Source organism: Nocardia sp. NPDC051929 (assembly GCF_044548645.1).
Classification (GTDB): Bacteria; Actinomycetota; Actinomycetes; order Mycobacteriales; family Mycobacteriaceae; genus Nocardia; species Nocardia sichangensis.
Genome location: NZ_JBIUCG010000008.1, coordinates 185,106 through 207,511, shown reverse-complemented (window position 1 = coordinate 207,511; position 22,406 = coordinate 185,106). Strand labels below are relative to the sequence as shown.

Annotated in this window: 22 protein-coding genes; 7 read left to right on the top strand and 15 right to left on the bottom strand. The window is 67.9% G+C overall.

Annotated features, from left to right (window positions below; all coding sequences use genetic code 11):
* Positions 1-56 precede the first annotated feature (56 nt).
* The 3 genes from ACIHAX_RS12680 to ACIHAX_RS12670 all read right to left on the bottom strand — a co-directional run bounded on the left by ACIHAX_RS12680 (position 57) and on the right by ACIHAX_RS12670 (position 1,853).
* Positions 57-320: a hypothetical protein gene (locus ACIHAX_RS12680; protein ID WP_356966349.1), complete on the bottom strand. Its 264-nt coding sequence runs from the start codon at positions 318-320 to the stop codon at positions 57-59.
* Between the two features lie 161 nt (positions 321-481).
* Positions 482-886 (bottom strand): hypothetical protein, encoded by a 405-nt coding sequence (locus tag ACIHAX_RS12675; protein WP_355072462.1) that lies wholly within the window; start codon positions 884-886, stop codon positions 482-484.
* Between the two features lie 226 nt (positions 887-1,112).
* Positions 1,113-1,853, bottom strand: a complete 741-nt coding sequence (locus tag ACIHAX_RS12670; RefSeq protein WP_356966353.1) for a response regulator — start codon at positions 1,851-1,853, stop codon at positions 1,113-1,115.
* A 674-nt stretch (positions 1,854-2,527) separates the two neighbouring features.
* On the opposite strand from ACIHAX_RS12670, the gene ACIHAX_RS12665 reads away from it, so the two are divergent.
* From ACIHAX_RS12665 to ACIHAX_RS12645, 5 genes are all read left to right on the top strand, one after another.
* Positions 2,528-4,045 carry an Hsp70 family protein gene (locus tag ACIHAX_RS12665; RefSeq protein ID WP_397277361.1) on the top strand — a complete coding sequence of 506 codons (1,518 nt, stop codon included), beginning with the start codon at positions 2,528-2,530 and terminating at the stop codon, positions 4,043-4,045.
* A 3-nt stretch (positions 4,046-4,048) separates the two neighbouring features.
* Positions 4,049-5,143, top strand: coding sequence for a tetratricopeptide repeat protein (locus ACIHAX_RS12660; RefSeq protein ID WP_364438806.1), 1,095 nt, complete (start codon positions 4,049-4,051; stop codon positions 5,141-5,143).
* Positions 5,140-5,646 carry a nucleotide exchange factor GrpE gene (locus ACIHAX_RS12655; protein WP_397277358.1) on the top strand — a complete coding sequence of 169 codons (507 nt, stop codon included), beginning with the start codon at positions 5,140-5,142 and terminating at the stop codon, positions 5,644-5,646. The genes ACIHAX_RS12660 and ACIHAX_RS12655 overlap by 4 nt, the downstream gene beginning before the upstream one ends.
* On the top strand, positions 5,646-6,104 hold the full coding sequence (locus tag ACIHAX_RS12650; RefSeq protein ID WP_356966361.1) for a hypothetical protein: 459 nt from the start codon (positions 5,646-5,648) through the stop codon (positions 6,102-6,104). The genes ACIHAX_RS12655 and ACIHAX_RS12650 overlap by 1 nt, the downstream gene beginning before the upstream one ends.
* A gap of 350 nt (positions 6,105-6,454) precedes the next feature.
* Positions 6,455-7,882, top strand: coding sequence for an amidase (locus ACIHAX_RS12645; protein ID WP_397277356.1), 1,428 nt, complete (start codon positions 6,455-6,457; stop codon positions 7,880-7,882).
* A gap of 60 nt (positions 7,883-7,942) precedes the next feature.
* Here the strand turns inward: ACIHAX_RS12645 and ACIHAX_RS12640 are convergent, their stop codons facing one another.
* The 7 genes from ACIHAX_RS12640 to ACIHAX_RS12610 form a co-directional block, all read right to left on the bottom strand.
* Positions 7,943-9,511, bottom strand: coding sequence for a serine hydrolase domain-containing protein (locus ACIHAX_RS12640; protein ID WP_397277354.1), 1,569 nt, complete (start codon positions 9,509-9,511; stop codon positions 7,943-7,945).
* Positions 9,512-9,702: 191 nt separating this feature from the next.
* Positions 9,703-10,620, bottom strand: coding sequence for a GTPase Era (gene era, locus ACIHAX_RS12635; RefSeq protein ID WP_355072447.1), 918 nt, complete (start codon positions 10,618-10,620; stop codon positions 9,703-9,705).
* Complete coding sequence (locus ACIHAX_RS12630) at positions 10,613-10,999, bottom strand: cytidine deaminase (protein ID WP_355072445.1); 387 nt, start codon at positions 10,997-10,999, stop codon at positions 10,613-10,615. Before ACIHAX_RS12630 ends, era begins: the two co-directional genes overlap by 8 nt.
* Positions 10,996-12,360, bottom strand: coding sequence for a hemolysin family protein (locus tag ACIHAX_RS12625; protein ID WP_397277351.1), 1,365 nt, complete (start codon positions 12,358-12,360; stop codon positions 10,996-10,998). Before ACIHAX_RS12625 ends, ACIHAX_RS12630 begins: the two co-directional genes overlap by 4 nt.
* On the bottom strand, positions 12,357-12,911 hold the full coding sequence (gene ybeY / locus ACIHAX_RS12620; RefSeq protein ID WP_195077616.1) for an rRNA maturation RNase YbeY: 555 nt from the start codon (positions 12,909-12,911) through the stop codon (positions 12,357-12,359). Before ybeY ends, ACIHAX_RS12625 begins: the two co-directional genes overlap by 4 nt.
* Before the next feature lie 62 nt (positions 12,912-12,973).
* A complete protein-coding gene (locus ACIHAX_RS12615) occupies positions 12,974-14,035 on the bottom strand; it encodes a PhoH family protein (protein ID WP_195077925.1) in 1,062 nt (353 codons plus the stop codon).
* A 154-nt stretch (positions 14,036-14,189) separates the two neighbouring features.
* Positions 14,190-15,092 (bottom strand): LysR family transcriptional regulator, encoded by a 903-nt coding sequence (locus ACIHAX_RS12610; protein ID WP_355072441.1) that lies wholly within the window; start codon positions 15,090-15,092, stop codon positions 14,190-14,192.
* 100 nt (positions 15,093-15,192) lie between these two features.
* Between ACIHAX_RS12610 and ACIHAX_RS12605 the strand changes: the two genes are divergently transcribed.
* The gene (locus tag ACIHAX_RS12605) at positions 15,193-16,479 is read left to right on the top strand and encodes an MFS transporter (protein ID WP_397277348.1); all 1,287 of its coding nucleotides are present in this window, start codon (positions 15,193-15,195) and stop codon (positions 16,477-16,479) included.
* Here ACIHAX_RS12605 and ACIHAX_RS12600 read toward each other — a convergent pair.
* The 5 genes from ACIHAX_RS12600 to ACIHAX_RS12580 form a co-directional block, all read right to left on the bottom strand.
* Positions 16,391-17,131, bottom strand: coding sequence for a 16S rRNA (uracil(1498)-N(3))-methyltransferase (locus ACIHAX_RS12600; RefSeq protein ID WP_364438830.1), 741 nt, complete (start codon positions 17,129-17,131; stop codon positions 16,391-16,393). The two genes, ACIHAX_RS12605 and ACIHAX_RS12600, sit on opposite strands and share 89 nt — an antisense overlap.
* Entirely contained in the window at positions 17,132-18,283 is a 1,152-nt protein-coding gene (gene dnaJ, locus ACIHAX_RS12595; protein WP_355072435.1) for a molecular chaperone DnaJ, read from the bottom strand.
* 139 nt (positions 18,284-18,422) lie between these two features.
* Complete coding sequence (gene hrcA, locus ACIHAX_RS12590) at positions 18,423-19,454, bottom strand: heat-inducible transcriptional repressor HrcA (RefSeq protein WP_355072433.1); 1,032 nt, start codon at positions 19,452-19,454, stop codon at positions 18,423-18,425.
* 163 nt (positions 19,455-19,617) lie between these two features.
* Positions 19,618-20,421 carry an alpha/beta hydrolase gene (locus tag ACIHAX_RS12585; protein WP_364438835.1) on the bottom strand — a complete coding sequence of 268 codons (804 nt, stop codon included), beginning with the start codon at positions 20,419-20,421 and terminating at the stop codon, positions 19,618-19,620.
* A 14-nt stretch (positions 20,422-20,435) separates the two neighbouring features.
* Entirely contained in the window at positions 20,436-21,257 is an 822-nt protein-coding gene (locus tag ACIHAX_RS12580) for an alpha/beta hydrolase (RefSeq protein WP_355072429.1), read from the bottom strand.
* A 189-nt stretch (positions 21,258-21,446) separates the two neighbouring features.
* Between ACIHAX_RS12580 and ACIHAX_RS12575 the strand changes: the two genes are divergently transcribed.
* Positions 21,447-22,406: a helix-turn-helix domain-containing protein gene (locus tag ACIHAX_RS12575; RefSeq protein WP_364438840.1), complete on the top strand. Its 960-nt coding sequence runs from the start codon at positions 21,447-21,449 to the stop codon at positions 22,404-22,406.

The window sequence follows — 22,406 nt, the reverse complement described above, 5'->3', positions numbered from 1 at the left end:
CCGACCACTGTTACATACATACCGTATGTATGTCTAGACCCGCAGTGCGCGGCGGATCAGCTGAACACCGCCTTGACCGCGTCCTTCGACGCCGTCACCGCGGTCGCCAGAGAGGCGACGCCCGCCACCGACTCCCCGACCGCGTAGAGCACCCCCGTGAGCACGATCCGATTCGGTCGCTCCTTCGCCGCCTCGGCCGCCGCCCGCCGCGTCGTCTCCTCGACCAACTGCCGTTCCGCCAGATCGATGTCACACCGGCTGATCCGGTCGAGCAGATCGCTCAGGGAAGACCGCAATTCCTCCACCGCCTCCGCTGCCACCGCGTCGTACCTTCGGCGTGAACGCACGCCACATCTGCGGCAGAACGCGTAGTCGTCCCGGTTGGAATGCTGGCACTCGGCGCATCGCACCTCGCCAGCCAAGCATTCGCCCGCCGCCGAGCCGATCACAATCCGGGTGCCGTACCAGGTCTGACCGGCTGTCACGGCACCCGGGTTCCATTCGGCTCGATATGGATACGTGCCAGCAAGACCTTGCCGATGGGAGGCGTCAAGACGGCACCCGGCAACAGCGTCTCGAGATCTACTCGGTACCGGCCCGACGACAATCCGCTGCCGCAGGCGATCAACCGCCCGGCCAGACCGGCCAAGGCTTCCGCGAGCGTGACCGCGGCGGCCAGTCCGTCGCGGTCCCTGTGGAGTGCGTTGCGCAGCAGAAGGCGCTCGGTTGCACGGATCCTGCGAGCAAGATATTGCGAGCTAGGACGGTACCGAGGCAAGCATCGGTGAAAAAGACTGTCGACCAAGCTATTACGCACCAGATGAGCTTTTCGGAGTGCCAGATCCCACATCGATGATCCCCCCGCGACCGTCTCTCCGAGGTCCATACTTGATTCCTGTTCCAGCACCGCCGACGCGACAGAGAACTCTCCACCCGGGGGACCATGAGAGGGGAACCGATTCATGCGACTTCTCGTCGTCGCACCGCTCGGAGACGTCATCGAGCCGACGCCGTCGACGTCGTTCCCTGCGGCGGATGCCGCCGTCGCGCCACCGAGCGGAACGGGCAGGGCGCTGATGCCGGACCGGGAGTGCCGAAAGCGGGCTGTGCCGTCAGGTGAATCGCGGACCGAGGACATCGGCGTGCCCATTTCGGCGGCACCAGCTGATGAGGTAGTGCGCGTGCTCACCGCACCAGCGAAATACCGCGCCCTGGGTCAACGGCGTGCCCTCCGGCAACTCCTTCCGAGCGAGGATGATCGGGCCGATATAAGTATTGGTCGCCTTGTTTGCGGTGTTGAGACCGACACGAGCGACCTGGGCGAGAGAGTTGTAGTCCCACGCCGACTTGGCCGCGATCGCACCCGCCAGCCGGCCCGCCGTCTCGCCACGCTGTTCGGTGAACAGCGCGCACAACGCGGGCGGCCCTTGCGGCGGCGGCGCGACCTGGTCGCTGCGGCCGGTCGCGGCGCGCTGAATGGCATCCAGCAGCGCGGGCACGCCGGAGGACTTGTCGTAGAACTCGGCGATTTCGTCCGCGCGCAGCCGCGCCTCGTCGAGATGATCGCTCTCCATGCTGTGCCCTTGAGCCGCGAGCAGGACCTCGCTCTGCCGTTTGGTTTCCCGGAGCAAGTCCAGAACATCCAAACCGTCGAACCGGTACTCCATTTCGGGTTTGTTCCAGATCAGATCCGAGATGACCACATCGAACCGGAAACGTCCCACGATTCGACCGCGCACCTCGTCGACGTCGGAGGCGACCGCGACGGTCGACGCCGGAAAGTACTGCGACAGCACAGGGGCGATGATTCCGCCCAACGGCGAGGCGACAAGCACTCGTAAGTTCGGTTCCATAGCGCGATCTTCATCGCTGCCGACACTCGTCGGCAAGACTCCAAATGTCTATCGAACCGGTAGGTTTCGTAATGCGTATCGCACAGCAAGATCTTGCTCGCCCGGCCGGTTGACGAGTGCCGCAGCCGGCGATCCGGCGCTCGAAGACTACCGATCGCCGACGCGTCGATGACCTCATCGCTTTTCGATTCCTCGGCGGACGACTCGGGTACTGCAAGATCTTGCTGGAAAACGAGTGTTCGAGCAATATTCCAGCGACACCCCTCGGAAGCGGCAAAAATCGGCCCACCGGCCGGAATACGGGTCGGAAATCACCGCGAAGTTCGCTGATCAATCACCCACGGCGACTTATATGCTTCCAATCCGGTGCGCCACCCGAGCCTGTCGCACCGTTCCCGCTACCGGAAGGACCAGCAATGGCCGAAGTGTGTCCACAGTGCAGCAAGAAGACCGGAATGGATATCGGCGAGAAGGATCGTCAGGGGTGGCAGAAATACCAGTGCCAGATGTGCAAATACGAATGGAAGGCACCGAATCCCTGATCGTTCTCGCCGACCGTCCGGCGCCCGTCGTGCGGCTTATCCGATGAGACCGCGGGGAAAATCGTTCCGGTCTCGAATTTTCGCAGTATCAATTCGCGTGCATCGTCACCAGATGCATCGGGAGGGCAATCAGTGGCACACACCGTCGGTATCGATCTCGGTACCACGTATTCAGCGGTCGCCGTCGTCGGCGCGGGCGGGAAACCGGAGATCCTGGTCAACCGGGACGGCGAGCGGATCACGCCTTCGGTGGTCTTCTTCGACTCCGACAGCGTGCTCGTCGGCTCGATGGCCAAACGGTCCGCGGCGACCGCGCCGCTGGATGTCGTGCAGTTCGTCAAGCGGCAGATGGGCAATCCGGACTGGCGATTCGTCACCACCGATGATCGCGCCTATTCGGCCGAGGAAGTCTCGGCGCTGATTCTCAAACGGCTGAAAGACGACGCCGAATTGATCCTGGGGCAGGGGCAGGTCACCGACGCGGTGATCACGGTCCCGGCGTTCTTCGACGACGCGCGCCGCCGGGCGACCAGGGACGCGGGAACGATCGCCGGACTCAACGTGCTGCGCGTGGTGAACGAGCCGACCGCGGCCGGGTTGGCCTTCGGGCTCGACCTCGGCCGCAGCGGCACCGTCATGGTGTACGACCTGGGCGGCGGCACGTTCGACGTCACCGTGATGCGGATCCGCGACGGCGTGTTCGACGTGCTCGGCACCGATGGGCTGCACGAACTGGGCGGCTTCGAATGGGACAACCGGCTCATGCGACACCTCAACGAGGAGTACATGGCTCGAGGCGGCGGCGATCTCGACGACGCGTTCGAGACCCAAGCCGATCTGCGCGAGAAAGCAGAACTCGCCAAACGCACCCTGAGCTCCGCCGGATCCACGCGAGTCGTGCTCAGCCACAACGGCGTCACACACACGCTCACCGTCACGCGGGAAACGTTCGAGGACCTCACCAGCGACCTGCTGAACCAGTCGCGCGACCTGACCCATTCCCTCGTGGAGGAATTGGGCCTGAGCTTCGCCGACCTCGATCACGTCTTGCTCGTCGGCGGCTCCACGCGCATGCCCATGGTGGCGGCGATGCTGGAGGAACTGACCGGCAAGCCGCCGTTGCGGGCGGGCAACCCCGACGAACTCGTGGCGCTCGGCGCTGCGATCCGCGCCGAAGCGGAGACGTCCTCGAGCACGGCGCCGAAGCCGGTCATCCTCGACGTCACCTCGCAGGCGCTGGGCACGGTCGCCCTGAACGACAACCGGGAACCGAAGAACAACATCGTGATCCCCCGCAACACCAAGATCCCAGCCAAGGCGAGCAAAGTGTTCGGCACCGTCGCCGACGGCCAGACCGAACTGCGGATCTGCGTCACGCAGGGCGACGACGAGGATCTCGACTACGTCCGGTTCGTCACCGAAGGAAAGTGGCCCGACGGCGGGCAGCTCTTCGCCATTCCGCCCTATCCGGCGAATGCTCCGGTCCAGATCACATTCCACTACGACATAGACCAGACCATTCAGGTCGAGATCACGGACCTCACCGCGGACAAATCGCTCGGCACGTTCGAGGTCGACAACGTCGCCAACCTCAGCGAGGGCGAAATCCGCGTCGCACGCACGAAGAACGAAGACCTCGAGGTGAATTGAAGCATGACCACGACAACCGAAGAATTCGTCAACTACTACGAAATCCTCGGCCTCGCCGAGACCGCCGACCCGGATGCCATCAAGACGGCCATCCGCGAGCAGCGCAGAATGTGGAACAAGCGCGCGGGCCAGTCGGATCCCGTCAAACGCGCGCAGGCCGAAGCCCGGATACGGCACCTCGGTCAGGCCGAGCGCGTGCTGCTCGACCCGAACCAGCGGCGGCAATTCGACCAGCAGGCCAGGCAGTATCGTCCGGCGAGTAATCAGCCCGCGCCCGTGGTGCAGGGCGGCCGGGACTGGCTGAGTCTCGCACGCGAGTATTTCGAGCGCGGCAACGCTCCGTCCGCGTACTACTGCGCCCGCGAGGCGATCTCGGTCAACGGTGCGAACCACGAAGCGTGGGCGGTGCGGGCGAACTCGTCGTTCGTCATGGGCAACTACAAGGACGCCGGCTTCGAATTCCGGGAGGCCATCAGCCTCAAGCCCGACAGCCCGGAATACCACTTCGACTACGCCGAAGCGTTTCTCGCCACCGGGGCGCTGAACGAAGCGCTCGGCGAATACGAGACGGCGCTGCGTCTCGCGCCCGGCGAGCCGCTGTACCGCACCGCCATCGCCAACGTCTACCTTCAGCAGCACAAGAACGACAAGGCGCTGGAACTGATGGAGGACGTGGTCCGGCACCATCCGAACGAGCAGATCTTCCAGTACTACCTCGCGCTCGCGCTGGAGCAGGTCAACCTGGGGATGTGGTCGGAGCTCCGCAGCGGGGCGTACTGCATCACCTCCGAAGCCCAGATCGCCGTCACGCACGAAATGTCCGGCCGCGCGTTGAAACTCCGGTTCGACGACGCGCCGCTGCGCGCCTCGCTGCAGGAGAACATCGAACTCGCCGAGCGGGCCGCCGTGGCCAAGTGGTTCCACAGCGGTGCGGGCGCGTGGGCGGTGGCCCTGGTGATCGGCCTGGCGCTGATTCCGGCGAAGGGCATCGGCCTGCTGATCGTCGCGGGCGTCATCGCCGGCTACACGCTGACCCACCGGATGCCGGTCTGGAAGCACAACTCGAAGCGATACGACATCGCCAAGCGCGGCATATGAATGCGGCTCCGGACGTGGGTGATCCGCTGACCGCGCTGGCCGGGGAGATCGCGCAATTGCGTGATCTCTTCCAGCGCAGGCTGCTGGAGGACAAGGCGAAGAATCGGGCGTTGGACGACCTGCACGAGCAGCTCGCACTCGCGCGCGGCGGGCTCGCCGAACAACTCCTGGCCCCGCTGTTTCGCGAGCTGCTCAGACTCGTCGATCGCGTGACGGCACTGAACGACGACGACGCCGTGCTCGGCAGCATCGTCGGCGAACTGCACGAACTGCTCGAACGTCGTGGCGTCCGGCTCGTGCCCGCCACGGCCGACTTCGATCCCGAGGTTCACGAAGCCGTCGCCGTCGCCGAGGCTTCCGGCAGATCACCGGGCACGGTGCTGCAGGTAGTCCGGCACGGATACCTCATGGGTGAACGCCTGCTGCGGCCGGAACAAGTCGTCGTCGCGGCGCGCTCCGCGCGATCGGAGTCCGCCGTTCCCCCCATCGAAAGGTTCGAATGATGCGCAAGACCCTCCGCGTAGCCGTTCTCGTCTCCGCTTCCACGGCGTTCCTCGCCCTCGGACTGCCGAGCGCATCGGCGTCCACCACCGTGAGCGGCACGATCGGCTGCATCAACAGCGCGTCGCCGGTAGGAGTCTGGGTTCAGGCCAAGACATCGAAATCGGGATGGGCGCGGACCAAGCTTCCGGTCCGGCTCGGCGGCCACTCCAAGGTCGACTACTCCTTCGAGCTCGACAAGGGCGGCGACTACCAGGTGCATGTCGGCTGCGGGGGAACACCGCAGAAGTGGGCGAAATCCCTGAAGTCCAAGGATGTCTCGGGCACCAAGAACGACTTTCTTTGCAACGACATGGACCGGCTGTCGGTGGCGGCGTTCAACGCTCTGGTCGGCCGGATGTTCGGCCGGCCGGACCTCACCCAGGGCGTGCCCTACGGTGAGTGCAAGCACATTCCGTGACATGAGTACTCGGACCTTCTCGGCCAGAGCACAGGCCCGCTGCCGCCGATCTTCTCCGCGGCGGCACGCAGGCGCCGGACCGATTCCGCGTCCTCTGTGGTGGGTCATCTGGAAGACCCAGCCGAGCGAGTAGGTTCGATCGCACAGGTCGCCGTTCGGTGCGCGAGCGAAACCGGGCGGGGTCGATAAGGACGGCGGCAACCGACACGACTGGATACGCCAGCTGTTCGATCGGTTCCCGACCGGGTACGCCTGGCGACTGCTGCCCGCCGAGCTCGTCCCCTGAGACAATCTGGACGATTGACCAATATGGCGCTACCGTCTGTAGATCACGACGAGACGGAGCTCACATGACGGTGTCCGATCCTGCCCACGTATCTGGCACGCGGGAACTGGGCCTGGCCGAACTGGCGGCCGCGATCGCGAGCGGCGCGATCACCTCGACCGCGGCGGTCGGCGGCGCACTGGACCGGATCGACGCGGCGCAGGGCACGCTCAATGCCTTCCGGATCGTGCGCCGCGAGCGGGCCCTGGCGGAGGCCGCCGACGCCGACCGGCGGCTGGCCGCGGGAGAACGACTGCCGCTGCTGGGCGTGCCCGTCGCGGTGAAGGACGACACTGATGTCGCGGGCGAGCCGACCGCGTTCGGCTGCGGCGGCGACTTCGCACCGAAGACCGAGGACGCGGAATCGGTCCGGCGCCTGCGTGCCGCGGGCGCGGTGATCGTCGGCAAGACGAACACCTGTGAACTCGGACAGTGGCCCTTCACGAGTGCCGCATGGTTCGGGCACACCCGCAATCCGTGGGACCGCGGCAGGACGCCGGGCGGGTCCTCCGGCGGAGCTTCGGCTGCCGTCGCCGCCGGATTGGTCCCCGCCGCTCTGGGTTCCGACGGCGCGGGCTCGATCCGCATCCCTGCGGCCTGGACGAACCTGGTCGGCATCAAACCGCAGCGCGGACGAATCTCCACCTGGCCGGAAGCCGAAGCGTTCTACGGGCTCACCGTGAACGGTCCGCTGGCGCGTACCGTCGCCGACGCGGCGCTACTGCTGGATGCGGCGGCCGGTCCGCACCAGGAAGATCTGCACACCCCGGAGCCGATCACCGCGTCGGACGCCGTCGGCCGGGACCCAGGAAAGCTGCGAATCGCCCTGTCGCTGCGTATCCCCTTCACCGCGACCAGGACCGCGCTGGATCCCGAGGTCGAGCGATCGGTGCGCCGCACCGCCGACACACTGGGCGCGCTCGGACACACCGTGACCGTGGCGGACCTGCACTACGGCATCCTGATCGGCGCTTCCTTCCTCCCGCGTTCGCTCGCCGGGGTCCGGCGGGTGTACGACCGCATGCCCGGTCTGGAAGTCGATCCGCGCACCACCGCCAACGCCCGAATCGGACGCGCGCTCGACGGCCCCGCCCTCTACGCGGCACGGCAGCTGGAACCGCTGCTGCACAAGCGAATCGGCCACTTCTTCCGCGACTACGACGTGGTCCTCGCCCCGACCACCGCCACCCCACCGCCCCGCGCCGAGGAAATCGACGGCATCGGCGTCAACGCCACCAACAACCTCATCACCGCGGCCTGCCCCTACACCTGGCCATGGAACGTCCTCGGCTGGCCCAGCATCAACGTCCCCGCAGGCTTCACCGACACCGGCCTCCCCGTAGGCGCCCAACTGATGGGCACAGCAAACTCCGAACCCCTCCTGATCTCCTTGGCCGCCCAACTCGAATCCGAACTCCAGTGGCACCGCCACCGCCCCGCCCCGTGGTGGTGACCCGAACCATCGACAACTCGGCGTCCGTGTCCGGGCGTTTCGGCATGCGCAGCGGGAAGTTCAGTCCGTCGGCTGCGCCGGATCGGCCTGGCCGCCGCAGAACACCTCGTCGACGAGCCTCTGGGTCGCCTGCTGGAACGGCACGGCCAGGGACATGGCGGCGTCGTCCGCGTAGTTCAGGGTGCCGGTCAGGGTCTTCTTGCCGTCGGGTGTGCTGTACATCAGCGCCGCGTGACCCGCTGCGCCGCCGTTGTGGGTGACGACCTTGCCGCCCAGGCCGGTGTCCTGCACGAATACACCGAGGCCGTAGCCCATGTTCGGGATGCCTGTCGGGTGCGGTGCGCACATCTCGGCCAGCAACTCGGCAGGCAGCAGCTTGCCGCTCATCAGCGCGGAAATGAAAGTTTGCAGGTCCTGGGTGGTCGAGATCATGTCACCGCCGCTGGAGATCCAGGAGGGGTTGTGGCTGGTGACGTCGACCGTCTTCTCCTGCCCTGCGTCCTCGTATCGGTAGTAGGCGTGGGCGTGCGGCTCCGGGAGCTCGGTCTGGGTGGTCGGGGCCACGGTGCCCGACAGCCCGAGCGGCCCGAAGATCAGCCGCTGCATCTCCTGAGCGACCGGGCGGCCGGTGACCTTCTCGATCAGCAACCTGGCCAGCACGTAGTTGGTGTTGGAATAACTCCAGCCCGTGCCTGGTTCGAACCGCGCGGGCTTGGACAGCGCCAGCCGCACCAGCTCTTCGGGCTGGTAGGTCTCGAACCGGTTGTCCACCCACTCTTTGCCCGCGGTGGTGGCGGGGATTCCCGGCACGACGGTCCCGTCTTCGTAGTACTCGCCGGTGAAGTTGAACACCCCGCTGGTGTGCTGCAACAGCATCCGCACCGTGATCCGCGAATCGAGTTCGAACTCGGGCAGGTAGTGGGCCGCCGGGTCGTCCAATCCGATCTTGCCCTCGGCCACCAGTTGCAGGACCAGAGTCGCGGTGAAAGTCTTTGTATTGCTGCCGATCCGGACGTGCCCGTCGGTCGGCGGCTTCGCGGTCTCGCCCAGCCTGCTCACCCCGGCGCTGCCGACCCACTCGCCCCGCTCGTCGTGCACGCGCAGCGTGATTCCGGCGAAACCAGAAGCGACGATCTCATCGAGGGCCTTCTGGAGTTGCGGGCGATCCGGCCCGGCGGCAACCGTTCCGTTGTCGGCACCGGCCACCCCGGCGGCATCGAGCGCCGCGATGATCTTGCGGGCCATCTCGGCCGTGGCCGGGCCGGGCTCGCCGTGGTGCGGCTGGGCTGCTGCGTCGACGGCGATGCGGACGGTGCCGCGGAAGTTGTCGGCCTCGGCCGGATCGTGCCGCTCGAGCAGGTGCACGGCCGAGGTCAGGGCAGGCAGTACCTGGTCGGCGAGTTCGGCGATGGTCTTGCCCTTCAACTGGATGTCCTTGGACTTCGCGGCGAGCACGTGCCCGACCAGGCCGGTCGCCGACGTCAGGGCGATGGAGCCGTTCGTCGCGGCCACGTGCGGCGTGCCGGTGGCGGCCATCAGCGACAACGCGCCGTACGCGGCGGTCCGCAGCGTGCTCTTGTCCTGGTCGGAGAGGGTGGTGGTGGAAGTCGCGATCGCTGTGCTGTTCATGTGACTACTGTCGCGAGCCCGGCTGATACCGAGCTGACGCCGGTCTGACACGACCACTGACACGGCACTCGCCTCGAGTACAGCCGACACATCGGTGGATCACACCGAATCATCGGCAGCCGACCGGACGCCCCACGCCAACGAAGACGCCTCCAAGACTTCCACGCACGCCCCAGCGACGCCCGAACCGGTCAGAAACCCAGTTTGCCCAGCTGTTTCGGGTCGCGCTGCCAGTCCTTGGCCACCTTCACGTGCAAATTCAAGTAGATCCGGGTGCCGAGGATGTGTTCGATCTGCTTGCGGGCGTTGGTGCCGACCTCTTTCAGCCGGGAACCGCCCTTGCCGATGACAATGGCCTTCTGGCTGGGCCGCTCGACGTAGAGCAAGGCGTGCACGTCGAGCATGTCCTCGCGCTCCTCGTAGGGCAGGACCTCCTCGATGACGACGGCCAGCGAGTGCGGCAACTCGTCGCGCACACCCTCGAGCGCGGCCTCGCGAATGAGCTCGGCCATCAACGTTTCCTCGGGCTCGTCGGTGAGCTCGCCGTCGGGGTAGAAAGCCGGGCCCTCCGGCATCTTCGAGGCGATGACGTCGACGAGGACTTCCACCTGCTCACCCTTGACCGCCGACACCGGCACCACGTCGGCCTCGGGGCCGAGCAACTGGGCCACGGCGAGCAATTGCTCGGCGATCTGCTCGCGGCTCACCTTGTCGATCTTGGTGACCACGCCGAGCAGCGTCGTCTTCGGCGCCATCTGCTTGATCTGCTGCACGATCCAGCGGTCACCCGGACCGATCTTCTCGTCGGCCGGGATACACAGCGCGATCACGTCGACTTCCGAATACGTATCGCGCACAAGGTCGTTGAGGCGCTGGCCGAGCAAGGTGCGCGGGCGGTGCAAGCCCGGTGTGTCGACCAGGATCAGCTGGGCGTGCTCGCGGTGCACGATGCCGCGAATCGTGTGCCTGGTGGTCTGCGGGCGCGACGAGGTGATCGCGATCTTCGCGCCGACCAGGGCGTTGGTCAAGGTCGACTTGCCGGTGTTCGGCCGACCGACGAAACAGACGAACCCGGAACGGAATTCGCCCTTCTCCCGCGCGTCAGCCACCGCGGACCTCGCCGGAGTCGGCGCTCACCGCGTCGGCCGCGTCGGCGGAGTCGTCGACGATCTCGAACACCGCGCCGTCACGATCGGTGAAGATGATCCGCGCCTCCGCCGAAACCTCCCGCACCGCCGTCACACCGAAGTCGGACAACCGCCCGCCGACCACCACGGCCGCCTCGAAGCCCTCCGCGCCGCTGGACAACGCCGCGGCCACGGCGGCTTGCAGCGCCGTCAACCGCAGCGCGGTCAGCGTGACCTCGCCCGCGGCGTAGGTGCGACCATCGGTATCGCGGATCGCGGCTCCACTCGCCCCTCCGGTGCGACCGAGCGCACCACGGGCCAGCGTGACCAGCTTGTTGTCCTCGGCGTCCAGTTCGGTCATTCGGTGTCTCCGTCCTCGTCGCGATCGGCCGCGATATCCCGCTCCGATCCGTTCGCCTTGCGCTTGCCATTGGGATTGTCCCCGTTGGTCTTCCCCGCGGGGACCTTCTCGCGCGCTTTGCGTACCACCACGGTGTTCACCCGCATCCGGCCGCGCGCGTCCGGTCCGCCTTCACCGCGCAGCACCAACCCGTGCGCCTCGATCTTCGAACCGGGCAGCGGCACCCGGCCCAGCTCGTGCGCGAGCAGGCCGCCGACGGTGTCGACGTCCTCCTCCTCGATCTCCAATCCGAACAGCTCGCCGAGATCCTCCACCGGCAGCCGGGCCGACACGCGGTAGCGCCCGTCGCCGAGATCCTCGACGGGCGGGGTCTCGTCGATGTCGTACTCGTCGGCGATCTCTCCGACGATCTCCTCCAGCACGTCCTCGATGGTCACCAGACCCGCGATGCCGCCGTACTCGTCCACCAGCAACGCCATGTGGTTGCGCCTGCGTTGCATCTCGTCGAGCAGGCTGTCCAACGGTTTGGAGTCGGGCATGAACACCGCGGGACGCATCACCTCACGCACCCGTACCTTGCGGCTGCGTTCGGCGAACGGCACGAGGTCTTTCAGATACACCACGCCGCGAATGTCGTCGACGTTCTCGCCGACCACCGGGATCCGCGAATGCCCGGAACGCACCGCCAGCGACATGGCCTGCGCCGCGGTCTTGTCCGCTTCGATCCAGACCATCTCCGTGCGCGGCACCATCACCGCACGCGCCGCTGTGTCGCCGAGTTCGAAAACCGACTGGATCATCCGCCGTTCGTCGTCGGCCACCACTCCGCGCTCACCGGCCATCTCGACCACTTCGCGCAACTCGATCTCGGAAGCGAAGGGCCCGTTGCGAAAACCCTTACCGGGGGTGATCGCGTTACCGATGAGGATCAGCAGCCTGCTGATCGGGCCGAGCAGCGCGCCGATGAACTGCAGGGGCAGGGCCGCGGCCAGGGCGATGGAATACGCGTGCTGCCTGCCCAGCGTGCGCGGGCCGACACCGATCACCACGTAGGACACCAGCACCATCACCAGCGCGGTGATCAGCAGCGCCCAGTTCCTGCCCCAGACCGTCATCAGTCCCGCTGCCAGCAGCACCGTCGCGCCGATCTCGCACAGAATGCGAAGCAGCACCATGAGATTCACGTAGCGGGCCCGGTCGTCGACGACCCGGCTCAGCCGCACGGCGCCGGGCCGGTCGGCTCGCACCAAGTCCTCGACGCGGGCGGGCGAGATCGTGTTCAGGGCGGAATCGACCCCGGCGAAGACCCCACCCACGGAGATGAGCAGGACCGCGAGCAGGACGAGGGTCAGGGCATTCACGCGGGACCCAGGGACTCACCCGGTGTGGTGAAACCCGCCTTACCCAGCAACCGCGCGTCGCGTTCGGCCAGTTCGGCGCGCCGCTGCGCCTCCCGCAGGCTCTCGTACCACTCCTCGAGCAGCCTGGCCTGCAACGCGAACATCTCCTTCTCCTCGTCCGGCTCGGCGTGGTCGTAGCCGAGCAGGTGCAGCACGCCGTGCACGGTGAGCAGAGCGAGTTCGTGATCCAGGGAGTGCCCCGCCTTACGGGCCTGACCGGCGGCGAACTCCGGGCACAGCACGATGTCGCCGAGCATGGATGGGCCTGGTTCGGGGCTGTCGGGCCGCCCGCCCGGCTCGAGTTCGTCCATGGGGAAGGACATGACGTCGGTTGGGCCGGGTAGGTCCATCCAGCGCATGTGCAGGTCGGCCATGGTGTCGAGATCGACGAGCACCATCGACAGCTCCGCGGCGGGGTGCACGTCCATCCGGGCGATCACGAACCGAGCGACGCTGACCAGCTCTTCTTCGGGCACGTCGATACCCGACTCGTTGGCGATCTCGATACTCACCCGAACAGCCTACGATCCCGTCGATCGTGTCGGCGGAGCGGAGCCCCGCCCGGCGAGACGAGTTACCGCCGGTCCGCCCGGCTCGCCGCGCGGCGCTGCGCTCGGTTGCCGCCGTAATGCGGGGCGACCTGCGGGCGCGACTGGGCCTCGAAGCGGTCGTAGGCGTCGACGATGTCCGAGACCAGCCGGTGGCGAACCACGTCGCTACTGGTCAGCTCCGCGAAGTGGATGTCCTCGATCTCGGTGAGGATCTCGCTGGCGGCGCGCAGACCGGACCGGGCGCCGGTCGGCAGATCGACCTGCGTCACGTCACCGGTCACCACGATCTTCGAGCCGAACCCGAGGCGGGTGAGGAACATCTTCATCTGCTCGGCGGTGGTGTTCTGCGCCTCGTCGAGGATGATGAAGGAGTCGTTCAGCGTGCGTCCGCGCATGTAGGCCAGCGGCGCGACCTCGATGACACCGGCCGCCATCAGCTTGGGAATGGCCTCCGGGTCCATCATGTCGTGCAGTGCGTCGTAGAGCGGGCGCAGGTACGGGTCGATCTTCTCGTTCAGCGTGCCGGGCAGGAAGCCGAGCCGCTCGCCCGCCTCGACCGCGGGGCGGGTGAGGATGATCCGGTTGACCTGCTTGGTCTGCAGCGCCTGGACCGCCTTGGCCATCGCCAGATAGGTCTTGCCGGTACCGGCGGGACCGATGCCGAACACGATGGTGTTCGCGTCGATCGCGTCGACGTAGCGCTTCTGGTTCAGCGTCTTGGGCCGGATGGTCTTGCCCCGCCGGGACAGGATGTCCAGGCTGAGCACCTCCGCGGGGGACTCGCTGGAGCCCTCGGTGAGCATCGAAACGGTGTGCCGCACCGCCTCGGGCGTCACCACGCGGTTGCGCCCGGTCAGCGCGACCAGCTGCTCGATGACCCGCTCGGCGAGCGCGACGTCGGCCGCCTTGCCGGTGAGGGTCACGGAATTCCCGCGGACGTGGATGTCCGCGTCGAGCAGCGTCTCCAGTTCGCGAAGATTCTGGTCGGCCGAACCGAGGAAGGGGAACACGGATTCAGGAGCGAGTTCGATGCTCGAGCGCACGGTGCGCGCTGCGGGACCCGAACCGTTGTCGCCGGCGCCGATGCCTGCCGCTGGGGTGGTGGGGTCGCCGATCTCGCCTTGTGTTCTCAAAAGTGGCTATAGCCTGCTTTCCGGTCTCGACTGCTGCTGTATGGAGAAAGTTTAACCCGCCCCACCGACACCGCCCAGTGAATAAGCCGTGGGCAAAACCGGCCCCTCACGGGATTCCCCCACGTCGCCGCGCCCAATCCTCGGCGAAATCACGAAAGCGTCGCACCGCGTCGGGTGGCGTGGTAGCGGCGGGCCAGATCAGCCCGACCGCGCGCGCGGCGCCCGCGTCCGCGAGCGGGACCGTCACCGGGCCGGACAGCGGGCCCGCGGACAGCGGATCTTCACGCGGCAGGATCGCCACCCCCAACCCCGCCGAGACCAGCCCGGCCACCGTGACGAGATCGCTCGACTCGAACGCGATCCGCGGCCGGATGTCCGCGGCGGCGCACAGTTCGTCGAAGATGCGCCGCATCCCGAATCCGTGGTGCATGGTGACGAACTCCGCGTCGGCCACCTCCGCGAGGCGGACCTGCCGCCGTCCGGCCAACCGGTGTTCCGGCGGCACCGCGAGTACCAGCGGCTGTCGCAGCACGGCGCGCCAGCCGACGCCTGCGACGGCCGGGCGCGGCGAGACGATGCCCAGATCGCTTTCACCCGCGAGCACTCGCTCGGTCACCGCGGCTGCCGCTCCCTGCCACAGCGTGATCGTGATCCGGCCGGAGATGCGCCGGAAGCCGCTGATCAGCTGCGGCACCAGCGAGCCGCCGAAAGAGTGCTGGAACGACAGCCGCACGACGCCCCCGGCCGGGTTGGCCCGATCGGCGAGGACCTGTTCCGCCGCGTCCAGCTCGGATTGCGCGCGGCGGGCGTGCTCGTAGTAGATGCGACCGTATTCGTTCAGGACGATCCGCTTCCCGTGCCGGTCGAACAGTTCGACTCCCACCCTGCGCTCCAAGCGAGCCAGCATGCGCGACAACGTCGGCTGCGCCAGGTGCAACCGCTCCGCGGCGGCGCCGACCCGTTCGAGTTCGGCGAGTGTCGTGAACCACTCCAGATCCTCGCCAAGCACTGCCCGACCTCTCTATATGCGCTCAGGGAATGAACTCACTTCTCATTATTCATTTCCTTCCGGAAAACCGCCTGGCGATGCTGGACGAAAGGAGGACCCGATGACCACGACACGGATCGAAGCGGCGAGGGACGTCGCCCACGAACGCAGGATCACCATCGCGCTGTTCGCGGCCGGTCTGACGACATTCGCCTCGATGTACAGCGCCCAGGCACTGCTGCCGAGTCTCTCGGCCGCGTTCGGCGCGACGCCCGCGCGGGCGGCACTGGCGGTGTCGCTCACCACCGGGTTCCTCGCGCTGGCCATCATCCCGGTGAGCGCGCTCTCGTCGCGGATCGGCCGGACCAAGGTGATGATCGGTTCCGCCGTCGCGGCGGCGGTGCTCGGACTGCTGCTGCCGCTGAGCCCTTCGCTGGATCTGCTGCTGGCCGGACGCGCGCTGCAAGGCATCGCGCTGGCCGGTGTGCCCGCGGTGGCGATGGCCTATCTGGCAGAGGAGATCGGCGGGGACGGGCTGGGCGCCGCGATGGGCATCTACGTCGCGGGTACCACTATCGGCGGGCTGGCCGGGCGGTTGATCCCGGCGTTCACGTTGGACGTGGCGTCCTGGCGGTGGGCGCAGGCGGTGGCCTCGATCGCCGCCGCGGCCTGCACCGTGTGGTTCGTCCGCCTGCTGCCGCCCTCGCGCGGCTTCGTGCCTCGCCCCGCCGGAATCCGGACGGTCCTCGGCGACCTCGGCAGCCCCTTGCGTCACCGCGGACTGCTCGCTCTGTTCGGACTGGCGTTCGTGCTGATGGGCGGGTTCGTCTCGATGTACAACTATCTCGGCTACCGGCTGACCAGCGCGCCCTTCGGGCTGCCGGAAGCACTGGTGGGGCTGGTGTTCGTGCTCTATCTGGCCGGAACGGCGGCCTCGGCGGCATCCGGCCTGCTGACCGATCGGATCGGCCGATCCTGGGTGCTCGCGATGTCGCTGGCCGTCATGGCGATCGGGCTCCTGGTGACGATTCCCGACCACATCGGCACCGTTTTGCTCGGCGTATTGCTCTTCACCGCGGGTTTCTTCGGGGCGCACACCGCGGCGAGCGCGTGGGTGGGGGCGATGGCCGAAGGCAACCGGGGCGCGGCGTCGTCGCTGTATCTGTTCGCCTACTACCTCGGCAGCGCGCTCGTCGGCGGAACGGCGGGCATCGCCTACGCCCGCTCCGGGTGGCTCGGGCTGTCCTGCGGCATCGGATCGCTGATGGTCATCGCGGCACTGCTGCTGTGGGTATCGCATCGGGCGTCGACGCGAGACCTCACCAACGCGGCGTCAGTGCGCCGAGCGCCCCGAGAGCGACCGCTGCCGCGGTGGATGTACGCAGCACGGTCGGGCCGAGCAAGGTGATGTCCGCGCCCGCTTCGGCCAACGCCGTGAGCTCGGCGTCGTCCAGCCCGCCTTCCGGACCCACGACGAGGACGATTTCGGCGGCCTCGGCGAAGGGCAATTCGGTGAAACGGGCGGCGCCGGATTCGTGCAGCGCCGCGACGATCGCACCGCGGGCCTTCGCCGTGCGGACCAGATCCAGCAAGTCCTGGGTGCGGTGCAGGTCGGCGACTTGCGGAATGTAGGCCCGGCGGGACTGCCTGGCGGCCGAGCGGGCCGCGGCCCGCCACTTCTCGACTCCCTTGGCCGCCTTGCCCTCCCAGTTCGCGACGCAGCGCGCGGCCTGCCAGGGAACGACGACGTCCGCGCCCGCCTCCGTCATCAGCTCGACCGCCAGTTCCGAGCGATCGGATTTCGGCAGCGCCTGCACGACGGTCACCGGCGGCGTCTGAGGTGCCGCGAGCACCCGCTCGCGCACCGCGAGCTCGAGCCGGTCGCGTTGCGCGGCAACGACTTCCGATGCGGCCAGTACCCCGCGCCCGTCGGAGAGGGTGATCGGCTCGCCGACCCGGATGCGGCGCACCGTGGCGGCGTGCCTGCCCTCCGGGCCGTCGAGCACCGCGACCGCGCCCGGCTCGGGCACCTCGTCGAGGTAGAAGACCGTCGCGGCCACCTAGCGCCCGCTGAAAGACGCGCGCAGTCGCGCGAACAGGCCACTGTTGTGCTCGGATTGCGCCGACATCACTTCGGCGCGTTCCCGCTCGCGCAGTCCCTTGTATTTGCGCAGCAGTTCGGTCTGCTTGCTGTCCAGCTTGGCCGGGATCACGATGTCCAGATGCGCCAGCAGGTCGCCGCGCGCGCTCGAGCGCAGCCGCGGCATGCCGTGCCCGCGCAGCACCGAGATCTCGCCGGGCTGGGTGCCCGCCGGAATACTCAACTCGGTCGGGCCGTCCAGGATGGTGTCGATCACGACGGTGGTGCCGAGCGCCGCGTCCACCATCGGCACCCGGATGGTGCAGTGCAGATCGTCCCCGTCCCGGACGAACACGTCGTGCGGCTGCTCCACGATCTCGACGTAGAGGTCGCCCGCGTGACCGCCGCCGGGGCCGACCTCGCCCTGCGCGGCCAGCCGCACCCGCATGCCGTTCGCGACGCCCGCGGGGATCGGGGCCGCGATCTCGCGGCGCGCCCGCACCCGGCCGTCACCACCGCATTTGTGGCACGGGTCCGGGATGGTTTCGCCCGCGCCGCGGCAGGTGGGGCACGGGCGCGAGGTCAGCACCTGGCCGAGGAAGGACCGCTGCACGGACTGGACCTCACCCGCGCCGCCGCAGGTTTCGCAGCGCACCGGCTTGGACTTGCCGTTGGTACCGGAGCCCTGGCAGATATCGCACAGGATCGCGGTGTCCACGGTCAGGTGCTTGGTCACGCCGACCGCGCACTCGGCCAAGCTGAGCCGGGTGCGGATCAGCGAGTCGGCGCCGGGCTGGACTCGACCGCGCGGCTTGCGCGCACCGGCCGATCCGCTCATGCCGCCGAAGAACGCCTCGAACACGTCGCCGAGCCCGCCGAAGCCCGCGCCGTTGAATCCGGCCCCACCACCGCCGGATTCCAGCGGGTCGCCGCCCATGTCGACGATGCGCCGCTTCTCCGGATCCGACAGCACCTCGTAGGCGGCCGACACTTCCTTGAACTTGGCCTGCGCCGCCTCGTCGGGGTTGACGTCGGGGTGGAGCTCACGCGCCAGCTTGCGGTATGCCCGCTTGATCTCCTGGTCGGTCGCGTTCTTCGCGACGCCGAGCAGTCCGTAGTAGTCCCGTGCCACTTGAGTTCTCTAGTCCTTGGTCGTTCTCGACAGTGCCGCCGGTGCCCGCGCCGCTGTGAAGCGCGCCGACAACAGCATTAGTCTTGTGCACTCAACTTTATCCGGCCGAAAGATCGAGCGTAGCAGTGGCGTCGTCGCGTCAGCGCTCGGCGAGGACCTCGCCGATGTATCGGGCGACGGCCGCCACCGATGCGATCGTGCCCGGGTAGTCCATCCGGGTGGGCCCGAGCACCCCCATACCGCCGAGCACGGCGCCCGCCGCGCCGTAGCCGGTCGACACCACCGACGTGCCGCGCATCTGCTCGACCTGCGTCTCTTCTCCGATCCGCACCGTCACCGTCCCCGGTTGCTGGGCCGCGGCGAGCAGCTTGAGCACGATCACCTGCTCCTCGAGCGCCTCCAAAACCGAACGCAGCGAGCCGGGGAAACCGAAGTCGGCGGCGTTGCGGGTGAGGTTGGCGGTGCCGCCGAGCACCAATCGCTCCTCCGGGTGCTCCACCAGGGTCTCCACCAGCACCGTGGACACCCGCACCAGCACGTCGCGCAGCCGCAACGGAGCGTGCTCGGGCAGCTCGGCCACCGCCGCGGAGGCCGCGGCCAGGCGTTTGCCGTCCATCGCGCCGCCGAGCATGCCGCGCAGCGCGGCCAGATCCTCGTCGTCGACCAGCGCGCCGAGCTCCACCAGGCGCTGGTCGACCCGGCCGGTGTCGGTGATCACCACCAGCAGCAGGCGGGCGGGATTGAGCGCCACCACCTCGATGTGCCGCACCGTGGACGCCGACACCGTCGGGTACTGCACGACGGCGACCTGCCTGGTCAGCTGAGCGAGCAAGCGGACGCCCCGGCGCAGCACGTCGTCGAGGTCGACGCCGGACTCCAGGAACTCGAGGATCGCCCTGCGCTCCGCCGAGGACAGCGGCTTCACCTCGGAGATCCGGTCCACGAACTGCCGGTAGCCCTTGTCGGTGGGGATGCGGCCGGAACTCGTGTGCGGCTGGGTGATGTAGCCCTCGGCCTCGAGCACCGCCATGTCGTTGCGCACCGTCGCGCTGGAAACACCCAGGTTGTGCCGCTCGACCAGCGTCTTCGACCCGATCGGCTCCTTGGTCGCGACATAGTCCGCGACGATGGCGCGCAAGACCTCGAAGCGCCGATCCTCGGTGCTCGACATCGGCCGCACCTCCTCGCTCTCGTCTCCCGTCACGCCGTACCCGGCGCCGACGTCCCGTGACCGCCGCACATCGCGGGCCGACCACGGTTCGTCCGTCGATCCAGTCTAATTGTCGGTAACCGGATCTCTCGCCTGCAACGGGACGTGACGAGCGGCGCGACGCTCAGCGCGGAACGGCGGCGTCGATCACCGCGGCCACGGCGTCGGGCCGGGAGACCAGCGAGGCGTGCGAGGCCTCGATCTCACCGGTTCGAGCCGCCATGCGCTGGGCCATGAAGCGCTGGGAGGACGGCGGGATGACCCGGTCGTCGGCGGAGACCAGATACCAACTCGGAGTGCCGGACCACGCGGGCGGCCCGGACGGTTCCAGATTGGCCTTCACGGCGATGGAGCGCTGATGGACGATCATGTCGGCCGTGGTCTCCGGGCCGACGTCCTGGGCGAAGACGTCATGGAAGCTGGCGGGTGCGACATACGCGTCCAGGTTCTTCCCGGCGACACCCGTGACGTCGTCGACGAGCTTCACCTGCAGCGCGGGCGGCAGCAGCTGGCTGCCCGGGAAGCGGATCGGGTCGAGCTCGGCCTGCGCCACCTCGCCTTCCACCGGCGCGAAAGCCGCGATGTACACCAGCGATTCGACCTTCGGATCGTGCACGTTGCTGATCACGAAGCCGCCGTAGGAGTGCCCCGCCAGCACGACGGGACCGCTGATCGTGTCCAGCGTGCGCTGCACGGCGGCCGCGTCGTAGGCAGGCCCGCGCAGCGGATTCTCCGGCGTCACCACGCGGTAGCCGCGCTCGCGCAGCACGGCAGCGACACCGTCCCAGCTGGTGGTGTCGGCGAAGGCGCCGTGCACGAGCACGACGGTGGGCAGCGATTGCGCTCGCGCCGGCCCGGCCGCTGTGGTGGCGGCGAGCAGGAGGGCCAGCGCGGCCACAGCACGGCGCAGGTAGCGTTTGTTCGGCATCGGGTCTCGGCTCCTCAGCTCTTCAGGAAGTTCAGCAGATCGGCGTCGAACGCCTTCTCGTAGTCGCCGCACAGGCCGTGCGGAGCGCCGGGGTACACCTTCAACTCGGCCCTCGGCAGCAATTTCGCCGTCTTGGCGCCCGCGGCGGCGAGCGGCACGATCTGGTCGTCGTCGCCGTGCGCCACCAGCACCGGGATCTCGATGCTCGGCAGCTCGGCGGTGAAATCGGTCTCGGAGAACGCCTTGACGCAGTCGAACGCGCCCTCGAGCCCCACCTGCATGCCCATCAGCCAGAAGTGGTCGCGCAGTCCTTGTGAGACCTTCGATCCGGTGCGGTTGGCGCCGTAGAACGGGATCGCCAGATCCTTCCAGAACTGCGAGCGGTCGGCGGCCACGCCCGCGCGGATGTCGTCGAACGCCTCGATCGGCGTCCCTTCCGGATTGCTCGCGGTCTTCAGCATCAACGGCGGGACCGCGCCGAGCAGCACCGCCTTGACCACCCGCGAGGTGCCGTGCCGGGACAGATACCTGGTCACCTCGCCGCCGCCGGTCGAGTGCCCGACCAGAATCGCGTCCTTGATGTCCAGCTCGTTCAGCACCGCGGCGAGGTCGTCGGCGTAGTGGTCCATGTCGTGCCCGTCCCACACGTCGCTCGAGCGTCCGTGCGCGCGCCGATCGTGGGCGATGGCGCGATAGCCGTTGCTCGCCACCAGTTTCATCTGGTTGTCCCAGGCGTCCCCGTTCAGCGGCCAGCCGTGGCTGAACACCACCGGACGTCCGGCACCCCAGTCCTTGTAGTAGATCTCGACGCCATCGGTGGTGGTGATCGTCGGCATGACAGTTCCCTTCGATCTGGACGGATGTCGGGTGAACCGGGGATCGATCTTGGTCGACCGACAGCGTATGACGGGCGGCCGCCGGAGAAACGACTCTGCGTGCACGATCGTCGGCTCAGAATGCACGGCCCGGTCGGCGGGTTCCATGCGAGGATTGCCGAATCTGTCTCATTTGCGACGGAGGCTGTGATGACGGTCGTGTTCAATTCGGACACCATCGCGCCGCGCGAGCGGGCGGACGCGGTGGCCGCGGCAGTACAAGAGGCATCGGTCCCGTCCCATGTCGTGCTGGACGGGCCGGACGAGCGTGTGCACGCCACGTTCGACGTGTGGTGGTTCGGCGAGGCGCGCATCGTGCGTGCCAGCACCTCGGGCATCCAGCTGATCCGGACGCCGAAGCAGGTCAGGACCTCCCCCGCGCCGGTACTGGCGGTCGCGGTGCAGCAGGCGGGCGACGGACGGTACGAGCAGGGCGACGTCCGTCGCGTCGTGCGACCGGGCGATCTGCACGTCATGGATCTGAACGCGCCCTACGACTTCAGCCGGCGCGGCGACGGGGCGTCGACCTGCCTGCACGTGCCGCTCGATCAGCTCGGCCTGCCCGCCGATCTGATCGGTCAGGCCGCCGCCAGAGTGCAGGACAGCCCGCACTACCGGCTGGTGGCCAACCACATCGTCCAACTGACCGCCGATGCGGACGCGCTCAGCGCCGACCCCGCGGCCGCCCTGTCGGGTTGCGCCAGCATCGAGCTGATCCGGGCACTGTTGTTGTCGGCGTGCGCCGACGACGGCTCCGTCGTCCCCTCCGACATCCTGCTGTCCCGGATTCGCGCCTATATCCGGCGCAATCTGGCGGATCCTGGTCTCGGCGCGGAACAGATCGCCAAGGCGCACAACATGTCGGTCCGGCAGCTCTACAAGATCTACGCGAACACGGAGTGCAGCCTCGAGCAGGGAATCATCAGCCAGCGTCTCGAGCGGGTACACGGCGATCTGACTCGTCCGGACCAGAAACATCGGACGATCGCGATGATCGCACGCCGCTGGGGCTTCCGCGATCCGTCACATTTCGCCCGGCGCTTCCGCGCCGCCTACGGGCTCACGCCACGGGAATGGCGCAGCACCGCCCTCGCCCCGGACGAGGCGTAA

Bases quoted from the DNA above. Each gene is read 5' to 3' on its own strand.
- ACIHAX_RS12645 (WP_397277356.1), top strand. From the start codon at position 6,455: ATGACGGTGTCCGATCCTGCCCACGTATCTGGCACGCGGGAACTGGGC.
- ACIHAX_RS12640 (WP_397277354.1), bottom strand. From the start codon at position 9,511: ATGAACAGCACAGCGATCGCGACTTCCACCACCACCCTCTCCGACCAG.
- ACIHAX_RS12575 (WP_364438840.1), top strand. From the start codon at position 21,447: ATGACGGTCGTGTTCAATTCGGACACCATCGCGCCGCGCGAGCGGGCG.
- ACIHAX_RS12580 (WP_355072429.1), bottom strand. From the start codon at position 21,257: ATGCCGACGATCACCACCACCGATGGCGTCGAGATCTACTACAAGGAC.
- ACIHAX_RS12660 (WP_364438806.1), top strand. From the start codon at position 4,049: ATGACCACGACAACCGAAGAATTCGTCAACTACTACGAAATCCTCGGC.
- ACIHAX_RS12670 (WP_356966353.1), bottom strand. From the start codon at position 1,853: ATGGAACCGAACTTACGAGTGCTTGTCGCCTCGCCGTTGGGCGGAATC.
- ACIHAX_RS12585 (WP_364438835.1), bottom strand. From the start codon at position 20,421: ATGCCGAACAAACGCTACCTGCGCCGTGCTGTGGCCGCGCTGGCCCTC.
- ACIHAX_RS12630 (WP_355072445.1), bottom strand. From the start codon at position 10,999: ATGACCGAACTGGACGCCGAGGACAACAAGCTGGTCACGCTGGCCCGT.
- ACIHAX_RS12675 (WP_355072462.1), bottom strand. From the start codon at position 886: ATGGACCTCGGAGAGACGGTCGCGGGGGGATCATCGATGTGGGATCTG.
- hrcA (WP_355072433.1), bottom strand. From the start codon at position 19,454: ATGTCGAGCACCGAGGATCGGCGCTTCGAGGTCTTGCGCGCCATCGTC.
- ACIHAX_RS12605 (WP_397277348.1), top strand. From the start codon at position 15,193: ATGACCACGACACGGATCGAAGCGGCGAGGGACGTCGCCCACGAACGC.
- ACIHAX_RS12650 (WP_356966361.1), top strand. From the start codon at position 5,646: ATGCGCAAGACCCTCCGCGTAGCCGTTCTCGTCTCCGCTTCCACGGCG.
- ACIHAX_RS12655 (WP_397277358.1), top strand. From the start codon at position 5,140: ATGAATGCGGCTCCGGACGTGGGTGATCCGCTGACCGCGCTGGCCGGG.